We start from the raw sequence: 19,562 nt of genomic DNA, 5'->3' as shown, positions 1-19,562 counted from the left end.
GCGGATGGTTTCGGGCAACCGGTCCATCCGTTCTTCCGGTGTTCGGCGTCCCCCTGTGCGTCCCGCTTCATCTGTCGTCATCGACAGGCCCCGGAGTCCGTGCCCGAAGAGGCAGGAGGACCCGGTGGACACCGCAGCCGACATCACCGCCATGCGCCGCGCCCTCGCGCTCGCCGCCCGCGGTCTCGGCTCCACCAGCCCCAATCCGGTCGTCGGATGCGTCGTCCTCGACGCCGAGGGGCAGCCCGCCGGAGAAGGCTTCCACCAGCGCGCCGGCGGACCGCACGCCGAGATCCACGCCCTGCGCGCGGCCGGCGACCGGGCCCGCGGCGGCACCGCCTACGTCACGCTCGAACCCTGCAACCACACGGGCCGCACCGGCCCCTGCGCCCAGGCGCTCATCGAGGCCGGCGTCACCCGGGTCGTCCACGCCGTCGGAGACCCGAACCCACAGGCCACCGGCGGTGCGGACACCCTGCGCGCCGCCGGGATCACCGTCGAGCGGGGCCTCCTCGCCGACGAGGCCGAGGCCGTCAACGCGGCCTGGCTGACCTCGGTGCGGCGCGGCCGCCCGTACATCGTCTGGAAGTACGCCGCGAGCCTGGACGGCCGGGTCGCCGCCGCCGACACCACCAGCCGCTGGATCACCTCCGCGGAGTCCCGCGCCGACGTCCACCGGCTGCGCGCCGAGGCCGACGCCGTCGTCGTCGGCTCCGGCACCGCACGCGCCGACGACCCCCAGCTCGGCGTCCGCGGCATCGACGGCGCCGTCCAGCCCCTGCGCGTCGTCGTCGACACCGCCGCCACCGCCGTCAGGCCCGGCGCCCGGGTCCTCGACGGCTCCGCGCCCACCCTGATCGCCGTGGCGGAGGACGCCGACGCCGGACACCTCCCCGAGGAGGCCGTCCTGCGCCTGCCGCGCTCCGGCGGCGGCCCCGGACTGGACCTCCCCGCCCTCCTCGCCGCCCTCCACGAGCGCGGCGTCCGCTCCGTACTCCTCGAAGGCGGCCCGACCCTGGCCGGGGCCTTCGTCGCGGCGGGACTGGTCGACAAGGTCGTCGGCTATCTCGCCCCGGTGCTCCTGGGGGCCGGTCCCGCCGCCCTCGCCGACGCCGGAATCCCCACCCTCGCCGAGGCGTTGCGCCTCGATGTGACCGAGACCGTACGCATCGGCCCCGATCTGCGCATCACCGCCGTCCCCGGCCCCGTCCGGAAGGAAAACTGAGTGTTCACCGGAATTGTCGAAGAACTGGGTGAGGTCACCGCCGTCGAGCAGCTCGACGACGCCTCCCGATTCCGCCTGCGCGGTCCCGTCGTCACCGAGGGCGCCAAGCACGGCGACTCGATCGCCGTCAACGGCGTCTGCCTGACCGTCGTCGACCTCGGCGAGCACGAGTTCACCGCCGACGTCATGGCCGAGACCCTGAACCGGTCCAGCCTCGGCGCCCTCACCACGGGCTCCCGGGTCAACCTGGAGCGCCCCATGGCGCTCGGCGGCCGGCTCGGCGGGCACATCGTCCAGGGCCATGTGGACGGCACCGGCCGGATCCTGGAGCGCCGGGCCTCGGAGAACTGGGAGATCGTGAAGATCTCCCTCCCGGACGGCCTCACCCGCTACGTGGTGGAGAAGGGCTCGATCACCGTCGACGGGGTCAGCCTGACCGTCGTCGAGGCCGCGGCCGACTACTTCACCATCAGCCTCATTCCCACCACCCTCGCCCTGACCACGCTCGGCATCAAGCAGCCCGGCGACCCGGTCAACCTGGAGGTGGACGTCATCGCGAAGTACGTCGAGCGGCTGCTCGGCAACGGCGCGCCGGAACCCGGGGAGACCGCGAAGTGAGCGCCCTGCACTGGCTGAACTCCGAGGCGTTCACCGTCCTCGACCAGCACATCATCTGGTCCGACATGATCGGCAACACGATCGGTCTGATCGCCCTCACCCTGGGCTGGCTCCGCTCGATCTGGACCTGGCCCGCCCAGCTCCTGTCCGGCGTCGTGCTGGTCGCCGCCAATGTCTCCGTGCACCAGGCGGGCAGCGTCGGCAAGCAGCTCATCGTGATCGCCGTCGCCGTCTGGGGCTGGCAGCAGTGGACCCGCGGCCGGCAGCAGGCGCAGGACGGCTCCATCGCCGTACGGTTCGCCACCTGGCGCGAGCGCGGCTACCTGCTCGGCGGCGCGGCCCTCGGCACCCTCGCCGTCGGCGCGCTGTTCACCGCCTTCCCCTCGCTGTCCTGGAGCCCCTGGGCGGACGCGTACATATTCGCCGGAACGCTCGTGGCGATGCTCGCCCAGGCCCGCGGCATGGTCGAGTTCTGGTTCGCCTGGCTCCTGGTCGACCTGGTCGGCGTCCCGCTCAACTTCCACAGCGGGCTCGCCTTCTCCGGACTCATCTACGTGGTCTACGGGGCCCTCGTCCTGTGGGGCATGCGCGACTGGTGGCTGCGTTCGCGGACACCCGCTCTGGAAGGAGCCACGGCATGACTGCCCAGCCCACCTGGCTGCACCGGGAGCACGAGGCACCCGTCGAGGACCTGAGCCTCGACCCCGTCGAGCAGGCGATCCGCGACATCGCGGCCGGCCGGCCCGTCGTCGTCGTCGACGACGAGGACCGGGAGAACGAGGGCGACCTCGTCATCGCGGCCGAGAAGGCCACGCCCGAGATCGTCGCCTTCATGATGAGCGAGTGCCGCGGACTGATCTGCGCGCCCATGGAGAACGACGAGCTGGAGCGGCTCGCCCTGCCGCAGATGGTCGACCACAACACCGAGTCGATGAAGACCGCCTTCACCGTCTCCGTCGACGCCTCCGGCGCCCACGGCGTCACCACCGGCATCTCCGCCGCCGACCGCGCCACCACGCTCCGGCTGCTCGCCGGCGGCACGGCCGGTCCCGGCGACTTCGTCCGGCCCGGCCACGTCTTCCCGCTCCGCGCCCGCAGCGGCGGCGTCCTCGTGCGCAACGGCCACACCGAGGCGGCCGTCGACCTCGCCCGGCTCGCCGGACTGCGCCCCGCCGGGGCGATCGTGGAGATCGCGGGCGAGGACGGCGTCATGCTGCGGCTGCCCCAGCTCGTCCCCTTCGCCCGCAAGCACGGACTGACGATCATCTCCATCGAGGACCTGATCGCCTACCGCCGCAGCTCCGAGCCGACGGTGCGCCGCGAGGCCGAGGTGCGGCTGCCCACCGACTTCGGCTCCTTCACCGCCTACGGCTACCGCTCCACGGTGGACGGCGTCGAGCACGTCGCCCTGGTCCACGGCGACCTCGGGGACGGCGAGGACGTCCTGGTCCGGGTCCACTCCGAGTGCCTGACCGGCGACATCTTCGGCTCCCAGCGCTGCGACTGCGGCCCCCAGCTGCACGCCTCCATGCGCCGGATCACGGAGGAGGGCCGCGGCGTCGTCGTCTATCTGCGCGGGCACGAGGGCCGCGGCATCGGCCTGCTCTCCAAGCTGCGCGCGTACGAGCTCCAGGAGCGCGGCGTCGACACCCTGGACGCCAATCTGGAGCTCGGACTGCCCGCCGACGCGCGGGACTACGCGGCCGGCGCGCAGATCCTCAAGGACCTCGGCGTGCACAGCCTGCGGCTGATGACGAACAACCCCGAGAAGACCGCGGCGATCGTGCGCCACGGACTGACCGTCACCGGCCGCGAGCCGATGCCCGTCCAGGCCGGTGAGCACAACCTCCGCTATCTGCGCACCAAGCGCGACCGCATGGGGCACGACCTGCCCTGGCTCGACGCCGCCACGGCGTCGACCTGCGGCAACCAGTGATCCACCCGCACGCATCAGGAACGGAACCAGGAGAGACATGAGCGGCAAGGGCGCACCCGAACTGTCCGTACGCAACTGCGGTGACCTGCGCGTCGCGGTCGTCGCGGCCCAGTGGCACGAGAAGGTCATGGACGGACTCGTCGACGGCGCGCTGCGCGCCCTGCACGAGCTGGGCATCGACGAGCCGACCCTGCTCCGGGTCCCGGGCAGCTTCGAACTCCCGGTCGTCGCCAAGGTGCTGGCCGGCCGCGGCTACGACGCGATCGTCGCCCTCGGCGTGATCATCCGGGGCGGCACCCCCCACTTCGAGTACGTGTCCCACGGTGTCACCAACGGCCTCACCCAGGTCGCCGTCGACACCGGCGTCCCCGTCGGCTTCGGCGTCCTCACCTGTGACACCGAGGAGCAGGCCCTCGACCGGGCGGGCCTGGAAGGGTCCAATGAGGACAAGGGGCACGAAGCGGTCACGGCCGCCGTCGCCACCGCCGCCACCCTCCGCTCGGTCAGCGAACCCTGGCGCTGAACGGGGGTCCCGGACCCCGTATTCTTGAGGGCATCATGGCGAACAAAACCTTCGAAGAGCTCTTCGCCGAGCTCCAGCTCAAGGCCGCCAACGGCGACCCCTCCACCTCCCGTACCGCCGAACTGGTGGACAAGGGCGTGCATGCCATCGGCAAGAAGGTCGTCGAGGAGGCCGCCGAAGTCTGGATGGCCGCCGAGCACGAGAGCAAGGACGCAGCCGCCGAGGAGATCTCGCAGCTGCTCTACCACGTCCAGGTGATGATGGTGGCGCGCGGGATCAGCCTCGACGACGTCTACGCCCACCTCTGAGCACGACCTCCGCACCCGCCCGACGCCCCAGACCCCCTTCGCAAAGGAAACCCGACCTCATGCTGCGCATCGCCGTCCCCAACAAGGGTGCTATCTCCGGGCCTGCGATGGCGATGCTCCATGAGGCGGGCTACAAGCAGCGCAAGGAGTCCAAGGAACTCGTCCTGGTCGACCCGGAGAACCAGGTCGAGTTCTTCTACCTCCGCCCCCGCGACATCGCGATCTACGTCAGCTCCGGCCGCCTCGACATCGGCATCACCGGCCGCGACCTGCTGCTGGACAGCGGGGCCGACGCCGAGGAGATCCTTCAGCTCGGCTTCGCCCGCTCCACCTTCCGCTACGCCACCAAGCCCGGCACCGCCGCGGGCCCCGCGGACTTCGACGGCATGACGATCGCCACCTCCTACGAGGGCATCGTCGCCAAGCACCTGGCCGAGACGGGGGTCAACGCCTCCGTCGTCCACCTCGACGGCGCGGTCGAGACCGCCATCGAGCTGGGCGTCGCCCAGATCATCGCCGATGTCGTCGAGACCGGCACCAGCCTGCGCAACGCCGGACTGGAGGTCATCGGCGAGCCGATCATGACCTCGGAGGCGGTCGTCATCCGCCGCACCGGCGCCCCCGCGGACGACGCCAAGGTCCAGCAGTTCCTGCGCCGCCTCCAGGGCGTCCTGGTCGCCCGCAGCTACGTGATGATGGACTACGACTGCCGCGTCGAGCACCTGGAGCGCGCGGTCGCCCTCACCCCGGGCCTGGAGTCCCCGACCATCTCCCCGCTGCACCACGAGGGCTGGGTCGCGGTCCGCTCCATGGTCGCCTCGCGCGAGGCCCAGCGGATCATGGACGACCTCTACGACCTCGGCGCCCGCGCCATCCTCACCACGGCCATCCACGCCTGCCGCCTCTGACGGCCGGAGACAGAAGAGAACCATGCCGGCCCCCGCTCTCCCCGCCCTGCCCGTCACCTTCCGGCCCACCCGCACCCGGGTGGTGCTGCTCGGTGTCGGCGTGGTGATGTTCGCCGTGATCACCGCGGTCGCCTTCACCCTCGAACAGCTCAGCGGGGGAGAGCGGGTCAGCTTCGTCTTCACCGCCGCGCTCTTCCTCGGTGTGCTCGCCCTGCTCAGCCGCCCCAAGGTGGTCGCCGAGGACAGCGGGGTGACCGTGGTCAATCTCACCCGCACCCGCCGGCTGTCCTGGCCCGAGATCGTGCGCGTCAACCTGCGGGCCGGCGACCCCTGGGTCTATCTCGACCTCAGCGACGGCACCAGCATGCCGGTCCTCGGCATCCAGCCCGGAATCGCCAAGGAGCAGGCCATCCGCGACGCCCGTACGCTGCGCGCGCTCGCCGAGACCCGCGGCACCGGCACGGACAACGGCTGAGCCCCCTGCCCCACCGGGCCCGTTGTTGACTACTCTGGAGGACGGCGGCGCCCCGGTGCGCCCCGCCCCGCACAGCACGGCCCCCGAGGCCGGCGGGGCTTTCCTTCGACCCGAGGAGTGACTCCTTCCAGCAATGGACGGATCGTCCGGTAGTACCTGCGCCGCCCCATCGACGGAGGCGGCGGCATGACCACCCCCCTGCTGCTTCTCAGTGCGGCATTCCTTCTCATCCTGGCCAACGGGTTCTTCGTGGCGGCCGAGTTCGGTCTCGTCACGGTGGAACGGGCGGACGCCGAGAGCGCCGCCACCCGGGGCGACCGACGGGCCCGCACCGTCGTCGACGCCCTGCGGGAACTCTCCTTCCAGCTCTCCGGCACCCAGCTCGGCATCACCATCACCTCGCTGGTGGTCGGCATGCTCGCCGAACCGGCCCTCGCCCGGCTGCTGGACGGCCCCCTCGCCCTGACCGGTCTCCCGGACGGCGCCGTCTCCGGCGTCAGCGTCGTCATCGGCATGCTGCTGGCGGCCGCCGTCCAGATGGTCATCGGTGAACTCGTCCCGAAGAACTGGGCGGTCTCCCGGCCGCTCCAGGTCGCCCGCTTCGTCGCCGGCCCCCAGCAGGTGTTCACCCGGGTGCTCCGCCCGGTCATCGGCCTGCTGAACACCGTCGCCAACCGGCTGGTGCGCCTCCTCGGCGTCGAACCGGCCGAGGAGCTGGCCTCCGCCCGCACCCCCGGCGAGCTGGTCTCGTTGGCCCGCCACTCGGCCGAGGCCGGCACCCTCGAACAGGACACCGCCGACCTCTTCGTCCGGACCCTGTCGCTGGCCGGGCTCACCGCCCAGCACGTCATGACCCCCCGGGTGAAGGTCAGCGCCCTGCAGTCCTCGGCGACCGCGGCGGACGTCCTCAACCTCACCCGCGCCACCGGCCTCTCCCGCTTCCCCGTCTACCGGGAGCGCATCGACGAGGTCATCGGCATGATCCACCTCAAGGACGCGCTGGCCGTGCCCGCCGAGGACCGGCTGCGGACCACGGCCGGGCGCATCGCCGTACCGCCGCTGCTGGTCCCCGAGACGCTGCCCGTCGAACAGCTGCTCCAGCGGCTGCGCAAGGAGCAGCCGATCGCCGTCGTGGTCGACGAGTACGGCGGCACCGCCGGGGTCGTCACCCTTGAGGACATCATCGAGGAACTCGTCGGCGAGGTCCGCGACGAGCACGACGCCGAGGGCGCCGACCGCCCCGAGCTGGCCCCCGCGGCCCCCGAGGACGGGCGTCCCGCCTGGGACGCCGAGGGCAGCTGCCGGGTGCTCACCCTGCGCCGGATAGGACTCGACGTGCCCGACGGGCCGTACGAGACGGTGGCCGGACTCGTCGCTGATCTGCTCGGCCGGATCCCCGCCCCCGGCGACCGCGCCGAACTGCCCGGCTGGCGGATCTCCGTCCGCCAGGTCGGCCACTACCGGGCCGAGAAGGTGCGCTTCGTCCGTACGGCCGAGGTGCCGTCCGCGGACGACGCGTCGTCCCACGGGGTGCTGGAGGCGGCCCGATGAGCCTCGTCCAACTCCTCTTCGCCGGACTCCTGGTCCTGGCGAACGGCTTCTTCGTCGGCGCGGAGTTCGCCCTCGTCTCCGTGCGCCGCAGCCAGATCGAACCCCTGGCGGCGGAGGGCTCCGGCCGCGCCCGCCAGGTGCTGTCCGGGCTGGAGAACCTGCCGCAGATGATGGCCGCCGCCCAGTTCGGCATCACCGTCTGCTCGCTGACCCTGGGCGCGGTCGCCGAACCCACGGTGGCGCATCTGCTGGAGCCGGTCTTCCACGCGGTCCACCTGCCCGAGGGGCTGGTCCATCCGCTGGGCTATGTGCTGGCCCTCGCCCTGGTCGTCTTCCTCCACCTCGTCATCGGCGAGATGGTCCCGAAGAACCTGGCGATGGCCGCGCCCGAGCGCACCGCGCTCTGGTTCGGCCCCGGCCTGGTCGGCTTCGCCCGGCTCTGCCGCCCGGTCACCTCGGCGCTGGGCGCCTGCGCCCGGCTGGTGCTCCGGCTCTTCGGGGTCGAGCCCAAGGACGAGGTGGAGGCCGTCTTCACCAGTGAGCAGCTCAACCGCCTGGTGGAGGACTCCGGACAGGCCGGGCTGCTGGAGCCGGAGGCGCAGGAACGGCTGGAGGACGCCCTGGAGCTGGGCAGCCGCCCGGTCACCGATGTGCTCCTGCCCCGCCCGAGCCTGGTGACGGTCGACCCGTCGGTCACCCCGCGCGGCATGGAGGAGCTGACCGTACGGACCGGCTTCTCCCGATTCCCGGTCTGCGCCGGGGGCGGCGGCCCGTTCATGGGCTATCTGCACGTCAAGGACGTCCTCGACCTGGAGGACCGGGAGCGGGCCGTTCCGCAGCACGTGTGGCGTCCGATGGCGACCGTACGGGCCGAGCTGCCGCTCGACGACGCGCTGACCGTGATGCGCCGCGCGGCGACGCACCTGGCGCAGGTCGCGGACGCCTCGGGCCGGATCCTCGGCCTGGTCACGATGGAGGACGTGCTGGAGACCCTGGTCGGTGAGGTACGGGACCCGGCGCACCGGGTCGCGGAGCCCCGCCGCACCGAGGAGCGCCCGGCCGGCTCCGACGACCGCCCCGTCCTGGCGGTCTGACCGCCCGGTCAACCCGGCCCCGGCCCCCGCCCGTCCGGCGGGGGCCGGGGCCGTCTCACAGCTCGGGCGGCTCCGTCCGGCCCCGGCCCACCGGGCCCCGGCCCGAGAGCACCTCGCCGTAGGCCTGCATCAGGTCGGGCAGCCGCAGCGTCGCCAGATCGTCGCGGGTCGGGACCGTCGTACAGCCCGAGAGCCGCAGATCGCGGTAGGCGCAGCTCTTCTCGTACAGCGTGCGCAGGAAGCGGCCGTTGCCCAGCTCGTCGAGCCAGCCCTGGTCGACGACGTGGCCGCTGATCGAGCGCAGCTCCTCCAGCGACTCCTCGTCCCAGGCGTCCCCGTTCTCGGCGGCCAGCACCTCGCCGATGGCGGTGAGTTCCAGGGGGCGGTAGCTGGGGAAGTCCACCCGGGTGGTGAACCGGGAGGAGAGCCCGGGGTTGGTGGAGAGCAGCCGGTCCATGCCCTCCGGATACCCCGCCAGGATGACGACGAGATGGTCCCGGTTGTCCTCGGCGCGTTTGAGGAGCACCTGAAGGGCCTCGTCGCCGTACGCGTCGCCCTTGCTGTACCCCGTGTTGGCGAGGCTGTACGCCTCGTCCACGAAGAGCACCCCGCCGAGCGCGGAGTCGATCAGCTCATTGGCCTTGACCGCGGTCTGCCCCAGGAACTCGCCGACGAGGTCGGCCCGTTGGGCCTCCACCAGATGGTCGCCGCCCAGCAGTCCGAGCGCGTAGAAGACCCGGCCGAGGATGCGGGCCACCGTCGTCTTGCCGGTCCCGGACGGCCCGGAGAAGACGAAGTGCCGTTTCGGGGGCTGGACGGGCAGCCCCTGGCCGGCCCGCAGCCGTGCCATGTTCAGCTGCGCGGACAACGCCTTGACCTGCCGTTTCACCGGCTCCAGCCCGACCATCCGCTCCAGCTCCGCCAGGGCCTCGGCGAGCAGGACGGGATCGCTGGGACCGGCGGGGAAGGGCTGCGGGGCGGACTGCCCCGGTACGACGGTCTTCCGCCGCGCGCCGGCCGGTGCGGGCACCCGCCCGAGACCCGGCAGCTCCGGCTCCTCGCCGCCCGGCCGCAGCTCCCGGCCGTCGACCAGATCGGTGCCCAGCGGTCCGTCGGTGTCCGGCTGCGTGCCGGCGAAGGCGCTGTCCGCGCCGGGGCCCATCGGCACGGTGGCCAGGCCCGCCGCCTCGTCCGCCCCCTCCAGCCCGTCGTAGTCCGCAATGGCCGCCAGCCGGGCGGAGGTGTCCATGAACGCGGGGTCGATCCGGTGGACCGCCCGGTAGAGGGGGAGGGCGGCGGCGCTGCGGCCGGTGCCCTCGTGGGCGCGCGCCAGCCAGTAGCGCAGCTCCTTGCGCTGCGGCTGCTCGCTGCGGCAGCGCATCAGCGCGGTGGCGAGCAGCGGCTCCGCCTGTCCGTACATCTCCAGCCGCACCCGGGCCATGCCGCCGAAGAGCCCCGCCTCGATGCCGAGGAGCTGATCGTCGATCAGGGGCTCGGTGTGGCGGACGAGCTGCTCCCAGTCCTTGACCAGGTAGGAGCGACAGGCGTGCAGGAAGCGGACCTGGGGGTCGGTGTCGACCGGGGGAAGTCCGGCGAGCGCGCGGTCCAGCTCGGGGACGTGCCGGCCGTCCAGCCAGTGCGAGGCGTGGGCCAGTAAGAGGTCGCGCGGGCTCTCCAGCACCGGCTGCACCCACCAGCCCAGCCAGTACCAGGAGTTGAGGGTGCGGCGGTGCCGGGCGCGCTGGTCCCCGAAGCGGTCGCGGTGCCGGTACATCTGCAGCAGCGCGGTCGTCGTGTCGACCCGCAGCGCGTGGAGGCCCAGCCAGGCGTCCGCCATGCCGGGATCCATGCGCACCGCCGCCGCGAACTCCTCCTCGGCCTGCGGATAGGCGCCCATGGTGCAGGCGTCCACGCCGCGCAGCCACGCGAGGTCGGCCGGGGCCTGTGCGCCCTGCGTGCCGATGTCCATCAGGCCCCCCACAAGCCGTGCCCCCAGGATGTCCCGCCGCGCGACGGCCCGCGGGGGCGCGCCGAATCACTGTGCAATGGACGGGAATTGACCGCACCGAGAGGCATCGTACCTGCGCAGGGAGTGTGCGACTAAGGGCGCCGCAGGCCGAAGAGGGACCGTGACCCACGGTGAGCGGAGAGCGGTGACGGACGGCGGGAAGGGCCGGCCGGGCACAGGACGAAGCCCCCGATCACGGGGGAACAACCGGGGGCTTCGCGTCTGTGGGGGCTCCGAAAAGCCGCACATTGAGAACGTAAGACCTGTACCGCCCCCGGGTCAAGCGGAGTTGGGGTACTTCCCGAGCGATTTCCGACTGCTCAGTATGTCGGCCCGGGGTGATCACGGTGGGTGACGGAATGGTTCATTCCTGCGTCCATGCCGGTTCTCTCCAGCCACTCGTACCCCACAGGCAACTGCCGTATCAGGGCATCGGCCGAGGGGCGCGAGGGATCTGCCGCGAAGTGGTCCGTTTCGGCCGCCGTCCAGCCGTTCCAGAAGGTGTGCTGCGCCGGTCCGTCCCGCCGTCGGCCGCGCTCCCAGGCCGCGGCGGCCGGCAGATCCATCCACAGCAGCCGGGCGAGCAGCGGGCGCAGCGCCCGGCGGCCCGCGCCCACCCCTTCGACGAGCACCACCGGCGCGGCCGGCAGCGCGCGCGGCGGGCCGAAGACGCGCGCGGTCCAGTCGTACGGGGTGTAGCGGGCGGTCTCGCCCCGGGAGAGCGGCCCGGCCACCTGGTCATGGAACCGGCCGGTCCAGTCGAACAGATGCGCGTGGGAGGCGAGGTCGTCCAGATGCAGGACGGGGGCCCCGCCGAGCGCAGCGGCGAGCCGGGCGGCGAAGGTGGTCTTGCCGGATCCCGCGTGCCCGTCGACGGCGATCAGCCGGACCGGTCCGCAGGACGGCGGCAGGGCACGCAGCCGCGCGGCGTGGCGGGCGAGGTCGTTCATGGCCCCAGCCTACGAGGCGCGCCGAAGCAGCCGCAGGTCACGCCAGTGGTCCAGTCCAATATTGGTTCTTCGACGCGAGACGAATCGCTGGCAGAACCGGGGCCGCAACCGCGATAGTTGGCGCACTGTCGTGCACCGCAGCCCCCTCCGCCGACGACCGGGAGTCCCGCCATGCCCAGTCCGACCTCACGCAGAACCCTGCTCACCGCCGCGATCGCGGCGGCCGCCGGAGCCGGAACGGTCGCGTCCGCCGCCTCCGCCTCGGCGGCCCCGGCCCGGCCCGACGCGTCCCCTGCGGCGGCCTCCCTCGTGGACAACCGTTTCTGGAGCAGCTACACCGACTGGCGCTGCGGCTCCGGCGAGGGCACCCGTGCGGTCGCCGGCCGCCGGGCCGGACTGGTCATCGGCCATCCGCAGGGCCGCACCGAGTACACCGACCCGCACACCGGGACCACCGCCGCCTGGGACTACGCCACCTGGACCTCCCCGGTGCACCGTTCGACCGTCCCCGCCACCGAGGTGATCGCCTCCTGGAACGCGCACACCCCGGCCGGCACCTGGATCCAGGTCGAACTGCGCGGCACCTACTCGGACGGTACGGAGACCCCCTGGTACGTCATGGGCCGCTGGGCCGCCGGCGACGGCGACATCCGCCGCACCTCGGTCGACGACCAGAGCGACGGCAAGAGCTCCGTATGGACCGACACCTTCTCCGTGGACGACGCGGCGAGCGGTCTGCGTCTGCTCTCCTACCGCCTGCGCCTCACGCTCCACCGCACCCCCGGCACCGCGCTGACCCCCACGGTCTGGCGGCTGGGCGCGATGGCCTCGGACGTCCCCGACCGCTTCACCGTGCCCGCCTCGGTGTCCGGCCTCGCCCGGGAACTGCCGGTGCCCCGCTACTCGCAGAACGTGCACGTGGGCCAGTACCCCGAGTACGACAACGGCGGCGAGGCGTGGTGCAGCCCCACCTCCTCCCAGATGATCATCGAGTACTGGGGCCGCACCCCCTCCGCCGAGGACCTGGCCTGGGTCGACCCCGCGCTGCCGGACCCGCAGGTCTGCCACGCCGCGCGGTACACCTACGACTACCAGTACGAGGGCTGCGGCAACTGGCCCTTCAACGCCGCCTACGCCGCCACGTACCGCGACATGAGCGCCGTGGTGACCCGGCTGGGCTCCCTGACCGACGTGGAGACCCTGATCCGCGCGGGCATCCCCGTCATCACCTCGCAGTCCTTCCTCAAGGAGGAACTGACGGGCGCCGGATACGGCACCTCCGGCCATCTGATGACGGTCATCGGCTTCACCGCGAACGGCGACGTGATCGCCAACGACCCGGCCTCCCCGAGCGACGAGGCGGTGCGGCGGGTCTATCTGCGGCACGAGTGGGAGACCGTCTGGCTCCGCACCAAGCGACGCAACGCGAGCGGCACTGTGGTGTCGGGCACAGGCGGCGTCTGCTACGTCTACTTCCCGGCCCACCCCACGCCCGGCCAGCGCCGGGCCCTGGCGGCCGTCGGCATCCGCTGATCCCGCGCGGCGGCCCCGGGGGAGTGACGAGCGTCTCTACCCCGGGGCGCGTCGGGCCGGCACTGTGGATCCGTCCTCGGGGGACACCACCGCAGGCCGACCGAACGAGATGCCATGACCGCGACCGCCGCCGCCCTCACCACCCCCGCCCGTCGCCGTGCGCGCACCGGCGGGCCCGACGACCGCTCGAAGCTGCTGGAGAACGTGCTCGGCTGGATCCTGGTCGTCGCCGTCGCCGTGCTGGTCACCCGCCTCGGGCTGATGTGACCCGCCGGGCACGCCGGAGGCGGGAAGCCGGTCCGGCTCCCCGCCCCTCGTGCCCGTCGGACGACGCGGTCAGTCGATGGCCTTGATCAGCTCACCGTTCGTCGTGTCCCCGCTGAGTTCCCAGAAGAAGGTGCCTCCCAGGCCCTGCTGGTTCTTGTACGCCATCTTGGTGCCGATGGTGGCGGGGGTGTCGTAGCTCCACCAGTTGGTGCCGCAGTGGGCGTACGCGGTGCCGGCGACGGTGCCGGTGGTGGGGCAGCTGTTCTTGAGGACCTTGTAGTCCTCGATGCCCGCCTCGTAGGTGCCGGGGGCGGCGCCGGTGGCGGTGCCGCCGGGCGCGTCCTGGGTGACGCCGGTCCAGCCCCGGCCGTAGAAGCCGATGCCGAGCAGCATCTTCGAGGCCGGGACGCCCTGCGCCTTCAGCTTCTCGATCGCCGCCTCGCTGTTGAAGCCCTCCTTGGGGATGCCCTCGTAGGAGGTGAGCGGGGAGTGCGGGGCCGTCGGGCCCTTCGCGTCCCAGGCGCCGAAGAAGTCGTACGTCATCGGGTTGTACCAGTCGACGTACTGGGACGCGCCCCCGTAGTCGACGGCGTCGAGCTTGCCGCCGTCGGAGCCGTCCGCGCTGATCGCCGAGGTGACCAGGTTGTTCGCGCCGAACTTGCTCCGCAGCGCCGACAGCAGCTCGCCGTAGGCGTCGCGGCCGCTGGTGTCGCAGGTGAGACCGCAGGCGTTCGGGTACTCCCAGTCGATGTCGATGCCGTCGAAGACATCGGCCCAGCGCGGGTCCTCGACCAGGTTGTAGCAGGACTCGGCGAACGCCGCCGGGTTCTTCGCCGCCTCGCCGAAGCCGCCGGACCAGGTCCAGCCGCCGAAGGACCAGATCACCTTGAGATCCGGGTGCAGCTTCTTCAGCTTGCGCAACTGGTTGAAGTTGCCCCGCAGTTCCTGGTCCCAGGTGTCCGCGACGCCGTCGACCGACTGGTCGGCGGTGTACGCCTTCTCGTAGTCGGCGTAGGAGTCGCCGATGGTGCACTTGCCGCCCTGGACGTTGCCGAAGGCGTAGTTGATGTGGGTGAGTTTGTCGGCCGAGCCGGAGGTCTCGATGTTCTTGACGTGGTAATTGCGCTGGTAGACACCCCAGTTGGTGAAGTATCCGACCACTTTGCCACCGGCCGCTGTGGGGGCGGCCGGTGCTGCTGCCGGTGCGGCGGCGGGTGCCGCGCCGGCCTGTCCGGTGCCCGCGACGCCCAGCAGGGCGGCGCCGAGGGCGGCGGTACAGGCGGTGGCGGCGAGTGCCCGGAGACGGGCTCCCGTGCGGTGCGATCCGGTCATGGGTTGCTCCTCGTGGGGGAGGGGACGTGCCGGTGGACGACCGGCCGCGCACGCTCGATTTGGCATGAACGCGCAAAGCCGGTCCGCTCGGAACCGTAGATGGACTAGACCAGTTGGGTCAATGGTGCGGACCAAGTCCGATGATCGACTCGGTCGTCTCCGGGCAGGCCCCGGCGTTTTCGATCACCCGGTGACGGATGCCGTCCGATCGGGCATACTCGACCCGCCACAGCCGCCTGCCGCCTCGTCCCGCAATCCGGGAGGGCACCATCGGCTGGGCCCAGTGTTTTCCGGGCATCGTCCGGAGATCCCCCCGGCGGCGCCCGCGCACACCCCGCGCGCGCGACCGCCGCAACGCCCGACAGGGAGGAGAGCGCCGTCATGTCCGACCGTGCCCCGCAACCGGTGGAACGCCGTCTGCCCACCGAGGAGTCCAGGCAACTCCTCACGCTCGTCCGCGACATCGCCCAGCGCGAGATCGCGCCGAAGGCGGCGGAGGAGGAGGACGCGGGCCGTTTCCCGCGCGAGATCTTCACCCTGCTCTCCGAATCCGGCCTCCTCGGACTGCCCTACGACTCCGCCCACGGCGGCGGTGACCAGCCGTACGAGGTCTACCTCCAGGTCCTCGAAGAGCTGAGCGCCGCCCGGCTCACCGTCGGACTCGGCGTCAGCGTCCACTCCCTCGCCTGCCACGCGCTCGCCGGATACGGCACCAAGGAGCAGCAGGCCGCGCACCTCCAGCCGATGCTCGCGGGCGGCCTGCTGGGCGCCTACTGCCTCTCCGAGCCGGCCTCGGGCTCCGACGCGGCCTCGCTGCGCACCAAGGCCGTGCGCGACGGCGAGGACTGGGTCCTCGACGGGACCAAGGCATGGATCACGCACGGCGGCATCGCCGACTTCTACACCGTCCTGGCCCGCACCGGCGTCGACGGCCCCCGCGGGATCACCGCCTTCCTCGTCCCGGGCGACGCCGAGGGCCTGGGCGCGGCCGTCCCCGAGAAGAAGATGGGCATGAAGGGCTCGCCCACCGCCCAGCTCCACTTCGACGGGGTCCGGGTCCCCGACGCGCGCCGGATCGGCGAGGAGGGCCAGGGCTTCGCGATCGCCCTGTCGGCGCTCGACTCCGGCCGGCTGGGCATCGCCGCCTGCGCCATCGGGGTCGCCCAGGCCGCGATGAACGAGGCCGTCGCCTACGCCACCGGGCGCAAGCAGTTCGGCCGGCCCATCGCGGACTTCCAGGGGCTGCGGTTCATGCTGGCCGACATGGCCACCCAGATCGAGGCGGGCCGCGCGCTCTACCTGGAGGCCGCCCGGCTGCGCGACGCCGGGAGCGCCTTCTCGCGCCAGGCGGCGATGGCCAAACTGTTCTGCACGGACGCGGCGATGCGGGTCACCACCGACGCCGTCCAGGTGCTCGGCGGATACGGCTACACCCTGGACTTCCCGGTCGAGCGGCTGATGCGCGAGGCGAAGGTGCTGCAGATCGTCGAGGGCACCAACCAGATCCAGCGGATGGTCATCGCCCGCCATCTCGCGGGTCCGGAGACACGCTGACCGCAGGCGTCCGGTCCGCCCAGACCGGTGTCGTCATGATCCGGTTCCACTCCTGGTCGTGACGGCCCGGCAGGGTCCTGCCCGTCTTCTCCCAGTGCCGCAGCAGCGAGCGGTAGATGGGCGGGTCGGCCGCGTACGGAGAGGCGCGCCGCTCCGGGCGCCGCGCCTCGGGGGAGGCGGAGGCGGTACGGGTCTGAGGAACCGATTCTTCGTAAGCGGAACCGACGAGCCGACGGCGGCCCGGACCGGCCGTGGAGTGCAGCGGGGTCATACCGGGCCAACGCCGCGGGACGGCGCCGGGTCACTGTCCGGCCGAATCGGGCGCCTGTTCGCCGTGGAGCGGCAAGCGCCGAAGTCCTCCGTGCCGGTGCGACCGCGGTGGCGCGGGGCCCCGGATCAGGTCCGCGCGCCGGCGGCCCGGCCGGCCGCCGGGAGGCCGGGCGGGTCTCAGGCGGCCTCGCGCCGCAGCTGCCGGGGCACCCGGATCGGCCGCGAACCCGCGCCCCCGGCGTGCGAGAACGGCTGCATCCTCCAGTCGAGCCCCTGCGGGAGCGTCAGCAGCTGCGCCGTCTCCGGCTGGGCGCCCGCCGACTCGTCGGCCGGCCGCGCGTCCGACGCGGCCCGGCCCGTACCCGCGCACACGGTCAGCACGAACGGGTTCCACGCGGTCGGGCACAGGGCGTGCTCGGGGAGCACGTCCTCGTCCGCCAGGAGCGCGATGGGCTGCGCGCAGTCCGGGCAGACCACCCGGTAGATCTCGAACGTGTCGTACGCGTCGGGAGCCGTGTCCTCGAACGGATCAACAGGCTCCGGTTCGGTACGTCCGGTGAGCTTCAGGCTCTGCATGGGATGTTCCCCCCTCGGGTGGGCCGACATGGCGCCGCGGCCGCGACCACAGCAAGCACTTCCCGTCGGGAATCTGCCGTAACCGCGAGACGCCCGGCTACTGGTCCGTAAACCTGTGGCGTTCGTCACACGGCTGCCGCAGGTGCCCTTCCCGGCCGCTCATGGCTGTGCCTGGAGGGCCCTGGGCCATAGATTGATCCATATGGAGGAGCTGGACCGTCACATCGTGGAGTTGCTCGTCAAGGACGGGCGGATGAGCTACACCGACCTGGGCAAGGCCACCGGCCTGTCCACCTCGGCCGTTCATCAGCGCGTCCGCAGGCTGGAGCAGCGCGGGGTGATCCGCGGCTACGCCGCGGTCGTCGACCCCGAGGCCGTCGGCCTGCCCCTGACCGCGTTCATCTCGGTGAAGCCCTTCGACCCGAGCGCCCCCGACGACATCGCGGAACGGCTCGCGGGCGTCCCGGAGCTGGAGGCCTGCCACAGCGTCGCCGGTGACGAGAACTACATCCTCAAGGTGCGCGTGGCCAGTCCCCTGGAGCTGGAGAACCTGCTCACCCGGATCCGCTCGCTGGCCGGCGTCTCCACCCGCACCACCGTCGTCCTCTCGACCCCCTACGAGGCGCGGCCGCCGCGGATCTGAGCCCGGCGGGGGACCTGCGGCGGCTCACGAGGGGGTCGCGCACGGCGCGCGCCCCCGCAGGCGGGAGACTGGTGCCCATGACCGAGAGCACCGCCCCCCAGAGCGAACACCGCACCGTGCTGCTGCGCGGTGGAGACGTCCACAGCCCCGCCGACCCCTTCGCCACCGCCATGGTGGTCGAACGCGGCCATGTCGCCTGGGTGGGCTCCGAAGGGGCCGCCGACGCCTTCGCGAGCGGCGTGGACGAGGTGATCGACCTCGAAGGGGCCCTGGTGACCCCGGCGTTCACCGACGCGCACGTCCACACCACCTCGACGGGGCTGGCCCTGACGGGTCTCGACCTCTCCGGCGCCGGCAGCCTGGCCGAGGCGCTGGAGCGCGTCGCGGCCCATGTGGCGGCGCACCCCGCCGACCGGGTCGTCCTCGGCCACGGCTGGGACGCCACGCGCTGGCCGGAGGGGCGCGCCCCCTCCCGCGCCGAGCTGGACGCCGCCGCGCCGGGCCGGCCCGTCTACCTGCCCCGGATCGACGTGCACTCGGCCGTCGTGACCACCGCGCTGCTCGACCTCGTCCCCGGCGTCACCGCGATGACGGGCTACCGGCCCGACGGGCCGCTGACCGGCGCCGCCCACCACGCCGTGCGCGCCGCCGCGCACGCCGCCGTCTCGCCCGCGCAGCGCGCCGCCGCCCAGCGTGCCGCGCTGGACCGCGCGGCGTCCCTGGGCATCGGCTCGGTCCACGAGTGCGGCGGCCCCGACATCTCCGACGAGGAGGACTTCACCGCCCTGCTGCGGCTCGCCGCCGAACGCCCCGGCCCCCGGGTCTTCGGCTACTGGGCCGAGCGGGTCGGCGACGAGAAGGACGCGCGGCGGGTACGGGAGCTGGGCGCCGTGGGCGCGGCCGGCGACCTCTTCGTCGACGGCTCCCTCGGCTCGCACACCGCCTGCCTCCACGCGCCCTACGCGGACGCGCCCGGCACCGGCTCCGCCCATCTGGACGCCGAGCAGATCGCCGCCCACACCGCGGCCTGCACCGAGGCCGGGCTCCAGGCCGGCTTCCACGCCATCGGCGACGCGGCGCTCTCCGCGGTGGTCGAGGGGGTCCGGGCGGCGGCCGGGAAGGTCGGCCTCGCCAGGGTCCGGGCCGCCCGGCACCGCGTCGAGCACGCCGAGATGCTCACCCCCGAGACCGTGGCCGCCTTCGCCGAACTGGGGCTCACCGCCTCCGTCCAGCCGGCCTTCGACGCCGCCTGGGGCGGTACGGACGGGATGTACGCCGCGCGGCTGGGCGCCGAGCGGGCCGCGACCCTCAACCCGTACGCCGCGCTCCTGAGGGCCGGTGTGCCCCTCGCGTTCGGCTCGGACAGTCCGGTGACCCCGCTGGACCCCTGGGGGACCGTACGGGCCGCCGCCTTCCACCGCACGCTCGACCACCGGATCTCCGTACGTGCCGGTTTCACCGCCCACACGCGCGGCGGCTGGCGGGCCCTGGGCCGCGACGACGCCGGGACCCTGGTGCCGGGCGCACCGGCCGACTACGCGGTCTGGAGGACGGACGCGCTGGTGGTGCAGGCGCCGGACGACCGGGTGGCCCGCTGGTCGACCGATCCGAGGTCGGGCACTCCGGGCCTTCCGGACCTGACTCCGGGTGCCGAACTCCCGGTCTGCCTGCGCACGGTTGTCTTCGGACAAACGGTCTACGTACGACCGAACGAGTGACGTCGGGACATTTCGTACCGCCGGCCGAGGGTGCCCCGGCTCTCCCGCGACCTGGGGATCTTCGGGACTGACC

Annotated in this window: 19 protein-coding genes; 15 read left to right on the top strand and 4 right to left on the bottom strand. The window is 72.7% G+C overall.

The window, feature by feature from the left end:
- Positions 1–124: 124 nt before the first annotated feature.
- From ribD to ACZ4FH_RS35305, 10 genes are all read left to right on the top strand, one after another.
- Positions 125–1,225: a bifunctional diaminohydroxyphosphoribosylaminopyrimidine deaminase/5-amino-6-(5-phosphoribosylamino)uracil reductase RibD gene (gene ribD / locus ACZ4FH_RS35350; RefSeq protein WP_467310013.1), complete on the top strand. Its 1,101-nt coding sequence runs from the start codon at positions 125–127 to the stop codon at positions 1,223–1,225.
- Positions 1,226–1,843, top strand: coding sequence for a riboflavin synthase (locus ACZ4FH_RS35345; protein ID WP_467310011.1), 618 nt, complete (start codon positions 1,226–1,228; stop codon positions 1,841–1,843).
- Positions 1,840–2,484: a nicotinamide mononucleotide transporter family protein gene (locus ACZ4FH_RS35340; RefSeq protein ID WP_467310009.1), complete on the top strand. Its 645-nt coding sequence runs from the start codon at positions 1,840–1,842 to the stop codon at positions 2,482–2,484. Before ACZ4FH_RS35345 ends, ACZ4FH_RS35340 begins: the two co-directional genes overlap by 4 nt.
- The gene (locus ACZ4FH_RS35335) at positions 2,481–3,779 is read left to right on the top strand and encodes a bifunctional 3,4-dihydroxy-2-butanone-4-phosphate synthase/GTP cyclohydrolase II (protein ID WP_467310007.1); all 1,299 of its coding nucleotides are present in this window, start codon (positions 2,481–2,483) and stop codon (positions 3,777–3,779) included. Before ACZ4FH_RS35340 ends, ACZ4FH_RS35335 begins: the two co-directional genes overlap by 4 nt.
- 37 nt (positions 3,780–3,816) lie before the next feature.
- Positions 3,817–4,302, top strand: coding sequence for a 6,7-dimethyl-8-ribityllumazine synthase (gene ribH, locus ACZ4FH_RS35330; RefSeq protein ID WP_360857857.1), 486 nt, complete (start codon positions 3,817–3,819; stop codon positions 4,300–4,302).
- A gap of 35 nt (positions 4,303–4,337) precedes the next feature.
- On the top strand, positions 4,338–4,610 hold the full coding sequence (locus ACZ4FH_RS35325) for a phosphoribosyl-ATP diphosphatase (RefSeq protein WP_018524273.1): 273 nt from the start codon (positions 4,338–4,340) through the stop codon (positions 4,608–4,610).
- Positions 4,611–4,669: 59 nt separating this feature from the next.
- A complete protein-coding gene (gene hisG / locus ACZ4FH_RS35320) occupies positions 4,670–5,518 on the top strand; it encodes an ATP phosphoribosyltransferase (RefSeq protein WP_383651003.1) in 849 nt (282 codons plus the stop codon).
- A gap of 22 nt (positions 5,519–5,540) precedes the next feature.
- Complete coding sequence (locus ACZ4FH_RS35315; RefSeq protein ID WP_383651002.1) at positions 5,541–5,993, top strand: PH domain-containing protein; 453 nt, start codon at positions 5,541–5,543, stop codon at positions 5,991–5,993.
- A 186-nt stretch (positions 5,994–6,179) separates the two neighbouring features.
- Entirely contained in the window at positions 6,180–7,544 is a 1,365-nt protein-coding gene (locus ACZ4FH_RS35310; RefSeq protein WP_383651001.1) for a hemolysin family protein, read from the top strand.
- Positions 7,541–8,638, top strand: coding sequence for a hemolysin family protein (locus tag ACZ4FH_RS35305; RefSeq protein WP_383651000.1), 1,098 nt, complete (start codon positions 7,541–7,543; stop codon positions 8,636–8,638). Before ACZ4FH_RS35310 ends, ACZ4FH_RS35305 begins: the two co-directional genes overlap by 4 nt.
- A 55-nt stretch (positions 8,639–8,693) precedes the next feature.
- Here the strand turns inward: ACZ4FH_RS35305 and ACZ4FH_RS35300 are convergent, their stop codons facing one another.
- Both ACZ4FH_RS35300 and ACZ4FH_RS35295 read right to left on the bottom strand, forming a co-directional pair.
- Positions 8,694–10,607 carry an AAA family ATPase gene (locus ACZ4FH_RS35300; protein ID WP_467310000.1) on the bottom strand — a complete coding sequence of 638 codons (1,914 nt, stop codon included), beginning with the start codon at positions 10,605–10,607 and terminating at the stop codon, positions 8,694–8,696.
- A 359-nt stretch (positions 10,608–10,966) separates the two neighbouring features.
- Complete coding sequence (locus tag ACZ4FH_RS35295; protein ID WP_467309998.1) at positions 10,967–11,596, bottom strand: hypothetical protein; 630 nt, start codon at positions 11,594–11,596, stop codon at positions 10,967–10,969.
- A 171-nt stretch (positions 11,597–11,767) separates the two neighbouring features.
- Here ACZ4FH_RS35295 and ACZ4FH_RS35290 point away from each other — a divergent pair, with 171 nt between their 5' ends.
- Together ACZ4FH_RS35290 and ACZ4FH_RS35285 are read left to right on the top strand one after the other, a co-directional pair.
- Positions 11,768–13,129, top strand: a complete 1,362-nt coding sequence (locus ACZ4FH_RS35290) for a peptidase C39 family protein (RefSeq protein ID WP_467309997.1) — start codon at positions 11,768–11,770, stop codon at positions 13,127–13,129.
- Positions 13,130–13,243: 114 nt separating this feature from the next.
- A complete protein-coding gene (locus tag ACZ4FH_RS35285; RefSeq protein WP_467309995.1) occupies positions 13,244–13,396 on the top strand; it encodes an SCO1431 family membrane protein in 153 nt (50 codons plus the stop codon).
- 69 nt (positions 13,397–13,465) lie between these two features.
- On the opposite strand, the gene ACZ4FH_RS35280 is transcribed toward ACZ4FH_RS35285, so the two are convergent.
- Complete coding sequence (locus ACZ4FH_RS35280) at positions 13,466–14,728, bottom strand: glycoside hydrolase family 18 protein (RefSeq protein ID WP_467309993.1); 1,263 nt, start codon at positions 14,726–14,728, stop codon at positions 13,466–13,468.
- Between the two features lie 381 nt (positions 14,729–15,109).
- Here ACZ4FH_RS35280 and ACZ4FH_RS35275 point away from each other — a divergent pair, with 381 nt between their 5' ends.
- Complete coding sequence (locus tag ACZ4FH_RS35275; protein ID WP_467309991.1) at positions 15,110–16,282, top strand: acyl-CoA dehydrogenase family protein; 1,173 nt, start codon at positions 15,110–15,112, stop codon at positions 16,280–16,282.
- A 447-nt stretch (positions 16,283–16,729) separates the two neighbouring features.
- On the opposite strand, the gene ACZ4FH_RS35270 is transcribed toward ACZ4FH_RS35275, so the two are convergent.
- Positions 16,730–17,128, bottom strand: a complete 399-nt coding sequence (locus tag ACZ4FH_RS35270) for a hypothetical protein (RefSeq protein WP_383650993.1) — start codon at positions 17,126–17,128, stop codon at positions 16,730–16,732.
- Positions 17,129–17,330: 202 nt separating this feature from the next.
- Between ACZ4FH_RS35270 and ACZ4FH_RS35265 the strand changes: the two genes are divergently transcribed.
- Both ACZ4FH_RS35265 and ACZ4FH_RS35260 read left to right on the top strand, forming a co-directional pair.
- Positions 17,331–17,771, top strand: a complete 441-nt coding sequence (locus ACZ4FH_RS35265) for an Lrp/AsnC family transcriptional regulator (protein WP_383650992.1) — start codon at positions 17,331–17,333, stop codon at positions 17,769–17,771.
- 77 nt (positions 17,772–17,848) lie between these two features.
- Complete coding sequence (locus tag ACZ4FH_RS35260) at positions 17,849–19,489, top strand: amidohydrolase (protein ID WP_467309988.1); 1,641 nt, start codon at positions 17,849–17,851, stop codon at positions 19,487–19,489.
- Positions 19,490–19,562: the final 73 nt, after the last annotated feature.

Source organism: Streptomyces sp. NPDC024555, from assembly GCF_055559335.1.
Note: the sequence above shows the minus strand (reverse complement) of the source record. Positions and strands in the feature narration are given on the sequence as shown.